Here is a 16494-nt window from a genome sequence, read left to right as displayed (position 1 = left end):
CTTTAAAGATACAGTTTCTGAATTAACAGGGAGAATTAGGTACGTTGATAACTACTGATAAATCGACTTTGATGTGCAGGAATTTTCTTTGAAATTAGTAAGCTAGGATATGGTGCGTTAATGTGATTTATATCTGAATACGTTACTAGTCATAAAAAACTAAAATGAATAATTGGATCACAGATAGTCAAGACGAACAATGCATAGAGGATTTATTCCGAGATGCTGACCAAATACATATTCCGATATTTCAGCGCCCTTACGTTTGGAAACAGAAAGAATTTGATTTCTTAATACATGATCTTCAGTTAATTAAAGATTCTATTGAAAACTCTCAGTTTTTAGGAGCGGTTGTGGCTTACGAAAGGCCAAGAGATTCTAAAATCACCGGTAGACTGCGGTCTTTAGACATAGTTGATGGACAACAAAGATTGCTAACATTATACATTTTCATGCTGGCCATTGCAGAGCGAATTCATTTTTACGATAAGGAAGCTGCCTCCGAAATAATTCAAGAATTCCTTTTACTTCCGCAACGAAGAGGTTTGAATGTAAACACGAGGCTAGTACCTTCATTTAAAGATAGAAGTCAGTTTAGAGCTATTTGGGATAGAATAAACACACCTGAACACTTAAAAGACACATTAAAAGAAAATCCCCCAATACCTCCACTGCCTTCTGGTAATAGCTCTGGTAATCTCACTAAACAATATTCACGAATAATAGCATGGTTGAAAAGGACGTCCCCTTCGGAGCCTCAAGCTGTTATTGATTATCTCCAAGAAACATTGAGCATAATTACTCGTGACTTAACATTTGTACATCTGAAATTGACTGATGCGGTTGTTGCTACCAAAATTTTTGAAAGATTAAATTTTAGAGGTGTTAAGGTTGGAATAGTAGACTTAGTTAGAAATGAAATATTTTCAAGAATCAGTCAAAACCCTGAAGAATCACTAAATACCTACGAAACGGAATGGAGACCGTTTGAAGCGCAGTTTGAAGAAAGGGAAGACGGATTCTTTTTCCCTTACACTCTTATCTACAACTCAACAGTAAAAAAATCAGAGCTTTTTTCTGAATTAAGGGTAATATGGAAAGACTTGACCCCAGGTGAAATTATTGGCCAAATGAAACCATATCAAAAGACTTATTTGGATATAGTTTTAGGTAATCCGTCATACGAATCAATTAAACTAAACCAACAAATAAAGAACCTACATGCAATTAGAGTCCCCTCGGCAACCTATCCTTTCGTTATGAAAATAACATATGAGATTCAGGCAAGTAATCTTAGCTTGAAAAAAGGAATTAAACTTCTTGAATTTTTGGAATCGTTTTTAGTTAGAAGAGCAATCCTTGGATACGAACCAACTGGCTTACATGCAATATTCAAAGGAGTTTGGAATGAAATTGAATCTAATCCATCAGTAGATAATTTAAAGTCAGAAATACTGAATCGTTCTACTATTCAATACCCAAATAATAGGGAGGTAATAAATGCAGTTAAAACTAGGGCCCTTTATAAAGCTCGTATTACACCATATCTGTTAAGAGAGTATGACAAATCAATCGAAGGAGATACTCCCTCAGATGAATTTACAATGGAACATATAATGCCGAACTCCTGGATAGAAGGAGATAAATGGTCTAAAATTATCAGTAAAGAAAAGCACTCCGAATTAAAAGATACTTTGTCCAATTTAATACCGCTTTCTGGCGAACTCAACAAGAATGTTCAAAGAGACATCTATTCGAAAAAGAGAACCAGATTTAAAAAGGAATCAATGTTCATTACACCAAGAGACTTGGCAGAGAAATGGGAAGAGTGGAACGAACAAACGATTAAAGAACGTGCAGAAATAATATCTACATGGATAACAAAGAGATGGAAAGAATAAAAACGCCTTGTAACAAGGTGATAAATGTATACTCTTCTCGGTGCGAACTATACACGATCCAATAACGAAATCACTTGCAATGATAAACAACTCCCCACCCACCTGCTATTGAAAATATTTGGCTTGGGATTTTTGGGCGGTAGATATAATGAAATGAGGTATAGCTTAAAGTGTTAGGAACAATTAACAACAATGAATTTCAAAGAAGCTGCAGAATCTGTAAAAAGTGAAGGATTAAGTATAGTTAACGCCAGTGAATGGTCAGACCATTGGGATGATCATTATGTGATTTTCGCTGATTTAATAGCCTTCGCGAACCGGTGTATTTTAAGTTCGGGCATTACGGTAAATAATCTTGTTAGATTTCATAGAGCTATTTCAGATGCGCTCGAAGGTATTGATGACATTGTCAAATATCAGTTTACCGACGCCTGCTTTATCGTTACTAAAAATGTAAAATCAGCATTAATTGTTGCTACCAACATTCAAAATGAATGTCTTATTCATAACCATGTCCAGATTGAAAAAGTCCCTCATCCATTGTTTTTTCATATGATAGTTCCAAAAATTGCTATTACAAAAGGGAGTGTTCTCGAAATTAAAAGTGCTAAGGAAATTGAATCTATTGAGAAATATTCCGGAATCTCACCGAATGAGTTTCTAGCAGGTGAAGGAATTGTTAGAGCATACTATTTAGAGAAAAATACTACCGGTGGATTAATTTCAGTCGACCCCAATTATATAGAAGAATTTAAAAAAGTTAGTAGTGGCTCAAGTAAAATTAAAACAAACTCTCTATACAAAATGTGGAAAAATGATGTTGAAAACAAATATTTGTCCCATGACAATGTTGTAGACATTCCTTGGTTAGCTCTTCAACCACGTCAAAGAAACAAAGGAGAGCTAAAACTTGAAAGGACGGAGGATTTTAAGACAAAGGTGGAGTCATTCAATTTGATATGGCGTGCGAATTTTACCGAACATATTAATGAAAGAACAAGTACAGGAGTAATGAAACAATATGGTGGCGGAATTAGTCATTTGTGCGACTTAATACAAATGTATGGCAATTATGGCCAACGAGCTTGGGACTTAACAGAGTTGAATGAAGCAATTACAAAAATTAAATAATTATGGTCGCTTACAAAGTGTATAGTGCATACCTATGGAATACGCTCCAATCATAGAGCCTATAACAAGACTACTAGCAAACAGCCCGTTTGCCACCCCCCTACAGATAACCAAGACTGTTTGGTAGCATTAATTAAAAAACAATCTAATTATGGACATAAACGAAAGTAAAAAAAATGCTGTTGAAGTAATCTTTGAAAAGATAACTTATGCTAACATCATAAGGTATTTGTTAGCTGCAGTAATGCTTATGAAGAGCATTGAATATTATAATACGGGGAAGATTGCACTAGAAGTTGATATAAGTAAGGGACTCTTTTTCTTTATCGCCGTAGGAATTGTTTTTTATTGGATTTACAGACCAACCTATTACGACAAGTTCTTCATGTTCGTTCTAGACATTATAATTAAAATATGGAGAAGCCTTTTTAAGAATACTAAAGTTGACAATTATCGGAACTTTTTTGAAAGAGAAGAGCAATTAAGAAAAGAAGAGTGTATGAATTTTTACTATTCCTTGTCCAAAGGTTTAGCAAAATCTTATTACACCAACAACATAAGACTTAAGGCATCTTCTATTCATTTTTTCGCAATGTCATCTTTAACATTTTTTATCCTTTTCTTTTTCTCTTTAAACTATGCTGCTACTTCATTTCTAAATATTTTCAACCAAAAAGCACTGACCTTTCTAGGTATGGGACTGTTTTCTTTCGTTTTTGCCTTACGCATGGACATTGATTTGGAAATTAAGGAGCTGGACAACATCAAAAGAGTGAAAAACCATGTTAAAAAGGGAAAGAAGTACGATGAATTGCTGGAGAACATAAAAAAGAATTATTCTGACACGAAAGATGATGTAGGCCAGTAATTGCTAAAAGCAACCACCCTGTAAGTTATCAAATATGTTTTTTTTGGGAGTTTGAGGGCAGATAAAATATAAAGAAGCATAGCTTGATTCTATACAAAAGCTGAAAATGAAAAACCTCCCTAAACTTTACAACATTCCACTTGAGGAAATTAATGAAGTGCTGATTTTGAAAATTATCAAGTCTGTAACTGATAACAAAGAACTTGTGATAACTCCGCTGAGCGTTTTAGGAGTCACAGGATTTCCAATTGCTAATCAAACTGAAGTTTTAGGCAACAAACCTAAAATCAAAAAAATAAAAAACATTCTAATTAACTTAAAGAACCAGGGAATAATCCAACAACGAAAATCAAAACAGGATTATAAAGGGATAAAAGAAACAGCTTACGATTTAATCAAACCAAGTAATAGAAGTAAAACTTCAGAAAAAAAGGAAAACCATAACCGCCAAATAGACTAAATGGGAATAATTAAAAACCAGAAACTTCCAAAAGAGACTTTATATTTTAGTTTGTCCAGAATGTTAGAAAGTGCATCTTTCTATGGTCTTCGCGCTCTATTGGTCTTATATATGATAGCGGGGGTTTTGAAAATGGATGACACACAAGCAATTCTAGTATATGGTTGGTTTTCAGGTTCAATTATTTTCTCACAGGTATTAGGTGCTACTCTAGGAGACCTTTTAATTGGAAACAAGAAGTCGATTATAATTGGTGGATTAGTACAATCTGCTGGCGCATTTATACTATGCTTACCCTCTAGCTACGGTCTTTATATTGGGTTATTTCTTATTGTCCTTGGAACTGGTCTTTTCACCCCTAATATCATAGCTAATTATGGCAAATCTTATTTAAAAAGCACCCAATTACTAGATGCAGGTTTTACACTTTTTTTTCTCGTAATTAATATAGGATCCTTTATTGGAATTTTGCTAATCGGCTATTCAGGCGAAAAATTTGGTTATACTATTGGCTTTATCATTAGTGGTTTGCTGACATTACTTTCGCTAATTCCGATATTAAAAACTAAAGAGAATGAATTTCATCAAAGAGACAATGTACCATTTGAACGGCGAATATTAAACATAGTAATCGCATTATTAATAGTTGGGCTTTTTTGGGGTATCTACGAAATTTCAAGCTTCCGAATAGTTGATTTACAACTTAAATTTAGTGAGATTTCATTATTGGAGATCTCCAAAAGTGCGTGGCAATCCATGAGTTCTATTTTCGTTGTTCCAATATGTTTGATCGCTATCATAATATGGACGTATTTTTATAGCTCTCAGTTTTTCAAATTGCTAGTAGGCTTTATTTCTGGTGCAATCGCTTTTGGAATTATTTTATTTATCCCAGAAGTACCTGCAGCAAACCATACAATTTACTTTTTTCTTGCACTACTGTTCTTAGCAATTTCCGAGATACATATTGCCCCAATAATTCATTCAATACTGACGAAGTATTCTAACCCAAAATACCTTGCCATATTAATTAGTCTGGCTTTTGTTCCACCAAAATTATTTGCACTGTTTTTTGGCTTGTTCAATGAGAGACTTTATGACAATCCGACTTTAGGAATCAAATTAGGAACAATAGCAATGGTACTTGTGAGTATAGGACTTGTCGGGTTTATCATTATTGACAAAAAAAGAACCCCCAATATTGGCTGAAACGAAGCATGGTTTAATACGTTGAATTTAATTTTCTATAAACCAATCTAAACTTTGTATCTTACTAGAATGAAGAAAGTTATACGACTATCCGCTCCCCTTTTGCTTATTTCCTTGTTGCTCATCTCTTCTTGTAAGAAGAAACAATCGGCGCCAAATTTAGCAAGTTTAGACCTTAAAAGAGGTGAATTATTATTGTGTGGCAATGGCGAGTTTGGAGAAGTTAGTTTTTCCGAATCTTGTAGCTATGAAACTAGGGGAACCTTCAATCTGGCAATTTCATTACTGCATTCCTTTGAGTACATAGAATCGGAAAAAGCATTCGTCGAAGTAATTGATAAAGACCCTACATGTGCTATGGCGTATTGGGGAGTTGCCATGAGTATTTATCATGGTTTATGGGCCCCTCCAGAGCAGTCTGTCTTAGAAAAAGGAATAAAACTTCTTTCAGTTGCCAAAGAACTGCCAAAATCAAAAAAAGCCCAACAGTATTTAGACGCTATTGGGGCTTTCTACAAAGATTGGGAAACCATAGATAATCAAACAAGGAAGCAGCGCTATGCCCAAAAAATGAAATTAATGTATGAGGCCTATCCTGATGATTCAGAAGTTGCTATTTTTTATGCTTTGGCACTACGTGCTTCTGCACTACCTTCTGATAAAACATACGCCATACAACGTGATGCAGGAAAAATTTTAGAACAGTTGTTCGTCAAAGAACCAAATCATCCTGGAATTGCCCATTACATTATCCATTCTTATGATTACCCTGAATTGGCAGAATTGGGTTTGAATACGGCTAGACGTTATGCCGATATTGCTCCAAATTCTGCACATGCGCAACATATGCCATCACATATATTTACAAGGTTGGGGCTTTGGAAAGAATCCATAAACACAAATCTCAATTCTGCTGAATCTGCAATTTGCTATGCAGAAAGTATTGCTCCTGGTGCCCATTGGGATGAAGAGGTACACGCTATGGGATATTTGGTTTATGCCTATTTGCAAACAAGCGATAATTCGTCGGCCATTGCGCAATTCAATTATCTTAAGTCATTTGAAAAAATATTTCCACCAAATTTTAAAATTGCATACACCGCAGCTGCAATTCCTTCTCGAATCGCTGTTGAGAATAAAAATTGGAAGGAAGCTGCTAAAATAGAATTACCTGAGATACCTGAATTAGAATGGCAAGAATTTCCTTGGCAAAAGGCATTGCTACATTTTTCGAGAGCATTAGGAAACATTCATATAAATGAATTAGAAACTGCTCAAGAAGAACTTAATTTACTTCGTTCTTTCGAAAAGGAGTTGATGACTCTCAATGATTCCTATAAAGCAAACCAAGTAGCTATTCAAATAAAAACTATTGAAGCATGGATTCAGCTAAAAGAAGGCAATAATGAAGAAGCCTTATTATTGATGACCTCTGCAGCCGATATGGAAAGTAAAACATCCAAACATCCTGTAACACCTGGTGAAATTTTACCGGCAGATGAACTTCTTGGAGATATGTTATTAGCCTTGAACAAACCGAGTGAAGCCATGGAAGTGTATGAACTCAATTTGGAAAAACGTCCAAATAGGTTCAATGGTCTTTATGGCGCTGCTGCTTCTGCTAAACAACTTGGTGATATAAAAAAGGCCAAATATTATTTTGAAATATTGCTAAATCAAACCAAGGACATTAATTCTGATAGAAAAGAAATATTAGAAGCCAAAGAATTCCTTAAACAACATACCATCTAATTTGCGAGGGAGTAAAAATCATGTCATTCTAATCATATAGATATTCATGTGGTCTAAGGTTAGTTGAAGTATAATTTGGAGGTATAGTGGCAAGACCCAAAATTTACCGAAGAACAATACTTGAAAATGACAGAAGTGTCGTTGAACTTCGTTACCGGACGTTGTGTACAATTAAAAAACCATACTATGAGTCAATCAATGCTTAAATTATCATTTCTTCTACTATTACTTGCTCCAATAAGCCTTATTCAAGCCCAAATTCAAAAAGGAGTACTTCCTCAAGACAAACCAATTTCGTCTAATTTCAACACTGGTGAAAAGCATCACTACACCGTTAACTTAGAGAATGACCAATTTGCATTTTTTAAGTTAATGCAAGATGGTATTGATTTAAAGGTCACAACGTATAACACGTTAAATGAAAAATTGGAAGAGTTTGATAGTCCTAATCATAGAAATGGATATGAATTATTCACAATAGCTTCAGATAAAAAAGGTGAGTACCTGATTGAAGTGGAATCCATTGACGATAAAGATCATTCAGGTGAATACGAATTGTTTGTGCAAAGTATAAAACCAAAGGCAGTCACACAAAACGAAGAAGTTGACGAACTTTTTACGGTATGGGATACTAATAATGCTCCGGGAGCAGCAGTTGCAATCGTTAAAGATGGGGAAATACTATATAAAAAAGGCTATGGTATTTCTAATTTGGAATACAACATCCCAATAACACCTACTTCAATATTTCATATTGCCTCGGTATCAAAACAGTTTACCGTTTTCTCAATTTTGTTGTTGGAAAAACAGGGTAAGTTAAGTTTAGATGATGATATAAGAAAATATATACCCGAAGTACCGGACTTTGGCAAGACAATTACACTAAGGCATTTAGCTTCTCACACAAGTGGACTGAGAGATCAATGGAATTTATTGTCTATGGCTGGTTGGCGAATGGATGATGTCATCACCAAAGAACATATTTTAAAGCTTGTGGCTAAGCAAAAAGAATTAAACTTTAATCCTGGAGATGAATATGCCTATTGCAATACTGGATTTACACTTTTGGCTGAAGTGGTTTCTAGAATTTCCGAAATGTCCTTTGCCGAATTTACCAAGGCCAACATTTTTGACCCATTAAAAATGGACAACACCCTTTTTTATGATGATCATGAGAAAATAGTAAAAGATCGAGCTTACTCCTATAGCTCAGGTTCTAATGGCTATAAAAAAAGTGTGTTAAACTATGCAAATGTTGGTGCTACGAGTTTATTTACCACGGTTGAAGATTTAAGCCTGTGGGCAATGAATTTTTCTGACCTAACTGTAGGAGATTCGGCTATGATCAATACCATGAACACTCCTGCGGTACTAAACAATGGAAAAACTTTTGGAGGAGCCCTTGGTCAATTCGTTGGCGAATACAAAGGATTGAACGAAATCCAACATGGAGGAGCAGACGCTGGTTATCGTTCCTATTTAACGCGTTTTCCTGAGGAAAACCTTGCAGTTATTGTATTTAGCAATTCAGCTGAATTCAATTCGGGTAGAATGGCACATAAGGTTGTTGATATTTATCTAAAAGACAAAATTAAAACGGATGACAGCAGTAATGAGGTAAGCGAAGAAACCAATTCGGATGACATTACTATCGATAAGAATGTATTGGCAACATATGTTGGTGCCTTTGAACTTCAGCCGGGGTTCGTTATTACGATTAGTGAGAATGAATCCCAGCTTTCTGCCGAGGCAACCGGACAACCCATGGTATCATTGAAACCCATATCTGCTACTGAATTCAATGTCGACGGTGTTGATGCTAAAATTGAGTTTATTCCAAATGAAGGTCAGAATATACAGCTTATAAAACTTCATCAAGGCGGTCAAATAATGGATGCACCGCGGATAAAAGAATTTGATAAGACTGCTGTCGTTCTTTCGGATTTTTCAGGTGATTTTTATAGTGAAGAATTAGCTACCACATACAACTTCACCGTTGTCGGCGATAAGCTTATTGCCAAACATAGTAGATTAAGTGATTTCAATTTGAATCCAGTAAAAAAAGATATTTTTAATGGTGAAGCTTGGTTTTTTGGGCAGGTCGAGTTTATCAGGGATGAAAACAATACAATTAAAGGTTGTAAAGTCTCCAATGGTCGAGTGCGAAACTTATATTTTGAAAAAGTAAACTAAAAACTACGCACAGCTACATACTAAGCCATTAAAACGGTCATAATCCAGACCGACACTAAAACCTTTTGCAAAACTGCCTAATACTGCATGTTTTTGAAGATATACGGTTTGAACTTGGTGTGATGTTTATTTTGGAGTAGTAGCTACAAGACCTTTAAATTACCTTAGTAGCAAACTTGAATATCACGGCAATTCCAATGAACTTAGCTATAGCACAATAGGTTTTATTAAAACGGAATCTATCGCGCTACCTAACGCATCGGTAAAAGAAAGTTTAGGAAAAAAGATTAAAAATTGATGAAGCTTATAGAACTAAATAGTATTACTTATGCTTTTGCCAAAAACTTTAAGCATGACCAAAAGACAAGGGAAAGCTTTAATAGATTAACAGCATCCGTTTATGGCTTCAGTTTAGAAAATTGGTACCAAAGTGGCCTTTGGGGCGACTATTATGTGCCCTATGCGCTACTCCATGACAACGAGGTTGTGTCTAATGTTTCGATTAATAGGATTGAATTTGAGATTAATGGCGAGAGAAAGACAGGAATTCAAATCGGTACGGTAATGACAGCTGAAGCATACCGTAATAGAGGACTTAACAGGTACTTAATGGAACAGGTAATGCACGATTGTAAAGATCAGGCCGATTTTGTCTACCTCTTCGCTAACGATACTGTGCTTGATTTCTATCCGAAGTTCAACTTTGAGGTCGTAGCGGAATACCAACACACAAAAATAACAGACGCGCACAAGGGTTCTTCTTCCTGGAAAAAACTCAACATGGACAACCCGTCTGATGCCGATTTTTTAACGGAGCGAATCCAAGATTCAGCACCACTGGCAAAGATTTCCATGCGCAACAATACTTCGTTACTCCTGTTTTACTGCAATTCTTTTAAGAAAAACAGCATTTACTATATCAAAGAACTTGATGCAATTGTAATCGCAGATTTTGAAGGAGATACCATGTATTTGGATGATCTATTCGCAAAGAATCCGATAGAGGTCAATAGTGTGATCCATAGCATAGCTGACAAAAGGATTAAGCGGGTGGTTTTGGGGTTTACACCTTTGGACGTTTCGGGCTTTGAGCAACATTTGTTAAAAGGTCCAGATACGCTTTTTATGCTAAAGGATACGTTTGATTTTTTCACCAAGAAACATTGGATGTTTCCAGTTTTATCTCATGCTTAAAATTTTAATTTTATAAATTATAGGCAATACCTGTACGTAACGCTAACAGCTAATCCAGGCAACTACTGGCAACAGAGACCATTGTGGATAACTAATTAGTATCATACTAGAATTTTATGAGCAATAAAAAAAAGATCTTGATTTTTAGAATCCTTTTGTTAGGCGGAACCGCAATCTCCTTGTTCTTTGTACCATGGATTTTGGTGAAAGCTTGGATCTTACCACTACCCGATACCGTTCAAGAACAAGTAGACGAAGCCATTGGTCATGGGTTTGATGGCATGATCGTATATGTGGATGTGGCAGGGAAACCACCAGCATTTTATACCGGTGGCTGGAAAGATAGAGCAAAGAAAATACCGGCCGACCCAAAATCGTTGTTCAAGATCGCCAGCATTAGCAAGTTGTATACTGCTGTAGCCGCAACCAAGATGGTCAAAGAAGGGCTTTTATCTTTTGACAAAACACTCGCGGATTACCTTCCTGAACTTAAAGGTAGGATAGAAAATGCTGAAGCAATAAGCCTGAGGATGATGATTCAGCATCGTTCTGGGATTCCAAATTTTACCGATAATCCGGAGTATTGGCAAAACGAAGAGGAAAATGGCAAGAATGCTTTGGATTTTGCGCTCGACCTACCAGCTCGATTTAAACCAGATGGAGACTACGAATATTCAAACACGAATTATTTATTGCTTCGTAAGATTATGGATGCTGTTTTAGGGCATAGCCATAATGTGTATATCAAAGAAAAAATATTGATTCCACTAGAACTGAAAAACACCTTTTTTTCGATTACCGAAGTCAACTTGGATGCTGTAATGTGTGGCTATTATGTGGGATACGAAGAGGATTTTAAAGCTCGTGAATATGGCATGTTGGCCACCGCAGAAGATGTGGGTCTATTTTTGCGCGCCTTAAATGATGGTTCGGTGTTCGGTGAGGGCGAAAAGCAAATCTATCCCTACGAATATGATCATGGCGGCTTGGTGATTGGTTATCAAAGCCTAGCAGAATACCACAAAGATATAGACGCGGTAGTGGTTCAATTCATCAATACCACAGACTTTAATGGTTATGAATGGAACTTATCGGAAATAACAATTAACCGAATTGTAAAAATCATCAGAGATGAAAACTAGCTACAACAAGATATAAACCAATCAGCTGGTTAAAATATGTGGTAAGGGGCGTCAGTGGGTAAAAAGTGTATTTAAACGTTTTCAGCACATTTTAAAATAGACTGTAACAAATTCCGATGTCTTCTATCCTTTTAAAAATTAAAAACGAATGACAAGAGAAGCGTTTGTTAAGATGTGCGGTATTCTTGGTGTGGGACTTCCACTCCAATTTCCTTTGAATGCTTTTTCACCAACAGATAAAACAAAGCCTGTATTTAACGGTAAGACATTGATCATTGGCGCGGGGGCAGGAGGACTTTCATCTGGCTATCTACTGCATCAATTGGGTATGGATTTTGAAATCCTGGAAGCAACATCAAATTACGGGGGCAGGACAAAAATCAATACGGAATTCACTGATTTTCCTATACCCTTGGGCGCGGAATGGTTAGAGACAAAAACAAGCATTTTCCAGGAAATCGTAAATGATGACTCAGTTAACGTAGCGGTTAAAACCATTCGTGATGCTCCTGATAGAAAGTTTGTAAATTATTCGTGGTTCAATTTTTTTGAAGAATATATCCTTCCTTCCATTTCCAATAATATCTCGTACAATACCATAGTAAACGGTATTGATTACGCTAATGAACAAATTGTGGTCAGCACCCAAAAGGGTAACTATTTGGCGGACAAGATTATTATTGCTGTACCCTTGAAAATACTAAAGGAAAATTACATCCGCTTTACTCCCAACCTGTCCAATGAAAAAGTAAAAGCGATAGGTGAAACTGTGGTATGGGATGGCTTTAAGGCGTTTATAAAATTTTCAACCCAATTTTATGATGATGAATATGCATTTAGAATCAGCCCAAAGCAAGATGGTCAGAAAATCTATTACAATGCTGCATATGGTCAAAACACGGACACAAATGTTCTGGGTTTGTTTGTGGTAGGCAAACCAGCCAAAGCGTTTATTTCACGATCTGGGGACGCCTTAAAAGACTATATTTTAAGAGAATTGGACAACCTCTATGACAACCAGGCCAGCCCGAATTACATGGACCATATTGTTCAAAATTGGAATGAAGAGCCCTTTATCAAAGGTGGGTATATGACAGATTACGCCGATTGGAAAAAGGTACGCACACTTGGAGAATCTGTGGCGGACAAACTGTACTTTGCAGGTGGTGCCTATACAGATGGAACGGATTGGGTTTCAGTTCATACAGCAGCTCAATCTGCCAAAAAAGCAGTTGCGGCTATCGTGAATAATTAACTGTGTAACCTGCAAAAGATGGAATTTATACGGTTTGGATGTAATTTGCGTAAACTGAGGTTCCCATTTTTAAAGTAATAAGACACCAAAAACAAATGGAGCGCTGCTAATGAAAGATGATTTTACGCCCCCAATCAAATCACGAACAACAGATGAGTTGCTGGAAATCCTAGGCGCTCCGGACAAGTGGAATCCTTTGGCGGTACGCCTTGCCACCAATGAATTGGCACTTAGGGATGTTCCGCCCAAAAAGATTGAGACAGCGCAATACCTTTCTAAAAAGAGAGATCGCATTGAAAAGAAGCGTCTGGCCGATGAAAGTTACCATATCTGCGATTTCATTTTTAGGCCAATTCCAACGCTATTTGAGATCATATTTTCCTGGGAATTGAAGAAGGATGGCTTTGACCGAAAAGCCAAACAGCAAAAATACTTTAGGGTCATTATTGCACTTATAGTGTTGAGCTTAGTCGCCATGGAGTATCTGAGTTAGTTTAATCACATAGCAAAACACCAATTGGAATAGACATTGGCAAAATGGCTGCTATTGCTATCCCAAAGAGTAGATTTCAAAACTGCCATATGGTCCTTACATCGATTTAATGCCGCCAACTGGAATATAGAGCTTAAATTTAGGTGAATAAATCAATACTCAATTTTACAACGGAATACCAACTCAAAGAATGACCGAAATAGAAAACAAATCTGAAAATCCTACGGAAAACATAAAGCTGTACACGTCCAAATCCATTTGGTGCGCTACGTTTTTAGGAGGGCCACTTGCTGCGGGTTATATGATTGGTGAAAACTACAAGGCCTTGGACAAGCCCGAGGAAGGACGAAATGCCTTGATCCTTGGAATTGTGGTGACCATCGCACTATTTACAATAATATTCATGATACCGGAGCACCTAATGGATAAAATTCCAAATCAGCTGATTCCCCTCTTCTACACCTTCATTATTTGGGGAATCGTGGAATGGAAACAAGGTGATGTTCTAAAAGCACATAAAGAAAATGGCGACACTTTCTTTTCAGGTTGGAGAGCGGCGGGAATCGGGTTTGTTTCGCTGATCGTTTTATCCATCGGTATATTCGGGTATGTGTTTTTTGTGATGGACGATACGGTTTATGACCAATACGATGCAGAAATCACAGTATTTCAAAAAAACGAAGATGATACTTTGGTTTTCTATGACCATTTGGAAACGGTATCCAATTACGCCCTTATCCAAGAGCTGGAAAACAGTGCCATACCCAAATGGAAAGCGAACATTGCCATAATACAAAGCACTAACCAATGGGAAGACCTCCCATATGAATTGGCGCAACAGAATGCGATACTCTTAAAATATTCCGAACTAAGATTAGAAGCTTTTGAACTGTTTAAAAAGGCCATTGAAGAAGATACCTATGGCTACTCATCACAGTTGGAACGCATTCACAAAGAAATTGACGAGCAGCTTGCCAAATTGAATTAATGGATAAAGCTTCGTACCTGTGCTAATCGAAGGGTAATTTCGATTAAACGAATTATGATCAAACATTATTGATAACATACCTTTAAATGAGTAATAAAGGCAAAAGACATAATAAAAAGTGGTTAATCTCTAGACTTAAGACGTCAGGCAGTAAGAGAATTAATGTAAACGATGGTGATTATTCAGATACCCGCAATAGCAAAAAGAACAAAAATTGGGATGACTTGCCAACCTTTGAAGGTATGGGTCAACCATTTAAATTTTTCAATAATAAAATAAATTATGGCTTGCTTATCCGGTTTTTGAGAGGCAAAACTGGCTACAATTGGAATGATGTGCAAAAGGAAGTTGAAGAACGAATACCTACCAACTTAAGTGAATATAAAGATTGCTTAAAATGGTTTGTTGCCGATTTAATTGAAAAAAGAAAAGATGGGTATTGGGACAAAAGGGAGCAAAAATTCTTGTTGTTGAATTCAAAAGAGCCCTATAATTGGAAAACACATGTTTTTAAAGAATTCTATGTCGATCCAGATACAAATGTCTTAGTAAGAATTCCAGACTCTCCATCGCAAAGGAAAACGAAAGCAATGGGTCGTAATGAATTACGCAAATATCGAGAAACAGAACAGCAGGAAAAATCCTCTGAAAAACAATTAAAAAAAAAGAAGCAAACAGCAGCTGATGAATATTTGCGACTAAGTAAGAATGAAGATTACCTGGACAAAGACTGATGGAATAATAATTAAATAATGCATGATAATTGCAACTATAATTAAACCCAAACCAAAAAAAGAATGAAAAACCTCTTAGCACTTACCCTACTCTTTTTTTGCGCCCAAACACTTTTTGCGCAAGCTTCAGATGAAATGAATTCAAAGGGCATTGCATTGGCCAAAAAAGGAAAAGTAGACAAAGCCTTCGCCGTTTTTGAAAAGGCCATACAACAATATCCCAATGCCCCGGGACCGTATTCCAATAGAGGAAACATTCATCGTATGCGAAAAAATTATGACCTGGCAATAGCGGATTATACCAAATCCCTGGATTTGTATCCAGACAACATGGGCATCGTGTATTCCCGCGCAAATACTTATATGGAACTTGAGGAATTTGAAAAAGCGATAACGGACTATTCAACTGTTATAGCTAACGAACCCTCATATTCCAACATTTACTTTGATCGTGCTTATGCCAATATTCGTTTGGAGCGTTATGAAAATGCCAGAATGGATTTGGAATCGCAATTGGAATGGGCCCCGAAAGATTTTAAGTCATTGGCCAATTTGATCAATGTAAAAACCAAATTAGAACGCTATGATGAGGCCTCAGCAGATTATGAGCAAATCGTCAGGGAATTTCCAAATGCGCCTAATAAGCATATCCTTTACAATAATTGGGCAAGTCTATATCAAGAAATGAAACAACCCAAAAACGCCTTGGTCAAGATCAACCAAGCCTTAAAACATAAAAAAAACTATGACATTGGGCATTATACACGAGCTAGGGTATATATGGATCTAGGTGACACCAAAAATGCCTGTAAGGATTTTAATAAAGCCCTTAAACTTAATCTTCTAAGCAACGATCACTTTAAAGCAGATGAGGATTATGAAGGATTAAAACAGCTGTGTGAGTAAGTCGTTATCTTTCTTTGTCACTCATATTGACAGTATAAAAATTGCTTTTTAATACTCATAAACTAAAGCTCCCAACTACGAAATGACAATTCCGTATGAGTTTAAACATGCTTTCGACATGCACCAAAAAATTATTTCATTAAAAAGTGTAACCAATTCCAAATTCATATGTCTCTATTGAAAATTTATAGAGACCTATGCACAAAATTGTCTTTTTACTGCTACTGACACCCCTTATTTCGATTTCACAAGTTTGTGATTGCAAGTC

General features: G+C 36.3%; 14 protein-coding genes. All 14 read left to right on the top strand.

The window, feature by feature from the left end; all coding sequences use genetic code 11:
• Positions 1–164: 164 nt before the first annotated feature.
• The 14 genes from M3P19_RS04710 (at position 165) to M3P19_RS04645 (ending at position 16226) form a co-directional block, all read left to right on the top strand.
• Entirely contained in the window at positions 165–1901 is a 1737-nt protein-coding gene (locus M3P19_RS04710) for a DUF262 domain-containing protein (RefSeq protein WP_249656474.1), read from the top strand.
• 192 nt (positions 1902–2093) lie between these two features.
• Positions 2094–3032, top strand: a complete 939-nt coding sequence (locus tag M3P19_RS04705; protein WP_249656473.1) for a hypothetical protein — start codon at positions 2094–2096, stop codon at positions 3030–3032.
• Positions 3033–3183: 151 nt separating this feature from the next.
• Complete coding sequence (locus tag M3P19_RS04700; RefSeq protein ID WP_249656472.1) at positions 3184–3900, top strand: hypothetical protein; 717 nt, start codon at positions 3184–3186, stop codon at positions 3898–3900.
• A gap of 106 nt (positions 3901–4006) precedes the next feature.
• Complete coding sequence (locus M3P19_RS04695) at positions 4007–4360, top strand: hypothetical protein (RefSeq protein ID WP_249656471.1); 354 nt, start codon at positions 4007–4009, stop codon at positions 4358–4360.
• Entirely contained in the window at positions 4361–5569 is a 1209-nt protein-coding gene (locus M3P19_RS04690; protein ID WP_249656470.1) for an MFS transporter, read from the top strand.
• 69 nt (positions 5570–5638) lie between these two features.
• Positions 5639–7321, top strand: a complete 1683-nt coding sequence (locus tag M3P19_RS04685) for a tetratricopeptide repeat protein (RefSeq protein ID WP_249656469.1) — start codon at positions 5639–5641, stop codon at positions 7319–7321.
• Between the two features lie 186 nt (positions 7322–7507).
• Positions 7508–9514: a serine hydrolase gene (locus M3P19_RS04680; RefSeq protein WP_249656468.1), complete on the top strand. Its 2007-nt coding sequence runs from the start codon at positions 7508–7510 to the stop codon at positions 9512–9514.
• Positions 9515–9811: 297 nt separating this feature from the next.
• Positions 9812–10708 (top strand): GNAT family N-acetyltransferase, encoded by an 897-nt coding sequence (locus M3P19_RS04675; RefSeq protein WP_249656467.1) that lies wholly within the window; start codon positions 9812–9814, stop codon positions 10706–10708.
• A 116-nt stretch (positions 10709–10824) separates the two neighbouring features.
• Complete coding sequence (locus M3P19_RS04670) at positions 10825–11850, top strand: serine hydrolase domain-containing protein (RefSeq protein ID WP_249656466.1); 1026 nt, start codon at positions 10825–10827, stop codon at positions 11848–11850.
• Positions 11851–11998: 148 nt separating this feature from the next.
• On the top strand, positions 11999–13105 hold the full coding sequence (locus tag M3P19_RS04665; RefSeq protein ID WP_249656465.1) for a flavin monoamine oxidase family protein: 1107 nt from the start codon (positions 11999–12001) through the stop codon (positions 13103–13105).
• Between the two features lie 109 nt (positions 13106–13214).
• Entirely contained in the window at positions 13215–13598 is a 384-nt protein-coding gene (locus tag M3P19_RS04660; protein WP_249656464.1) for a hypothetical protein, read from the top strand.
• A gap of 190 nt (positions 13599–13788) precedes the next feature.
• Positions 13789–14586, top strand: coding sequence for a hypothetical protein (locus M3P19_RS04655; RefSeq protein ID WP_249656463.1), 798 nt, complete (start codon positions 13789–13791; stop codon positions 14584–14586).
• A gap of 86 nt (positions 14587–14672) precedes the next feature.
• Positions 14673–15320 carry a hypothetical protein gene (locus M3P19_RS04650; RefSeq protein ID WP_249656462.1) on the top strand — a complete coding sequence of 216 codons (648 nt, stop codon included), beginning with the start codon at positions 14673–14675 and terminating at the stop codon, positions 15318–15320.
• A 63-nt stretch (positions 15321–15383) separates the two neighbouring features.
• On the top strand, positions 15384–16226 hold the full coding sequence (locus M3P19_RS04645) for a tetratricopeptide repeat protein (RefSeq protein WP_249656461.1): 843 nt from the start codon (positions 15384–15386) through the stop codon (positions 16224–16226).
• Positions 16227–16494 lie beyond the last annotated feature (268 nt).

The organism is Flagellimonas spongiicola (assembly GCF_023502425.1).
Taxonomy (GTDB): Bacteria; Bacteroidota; Bacteroidia; order Flavobacteriales; family Flavobacteriaceae; genus Flagellimonas; species Flagellimonas spongiicola.
This window is presented reverse-complemented; position numbering and strand designations above follow the sequence as displayed.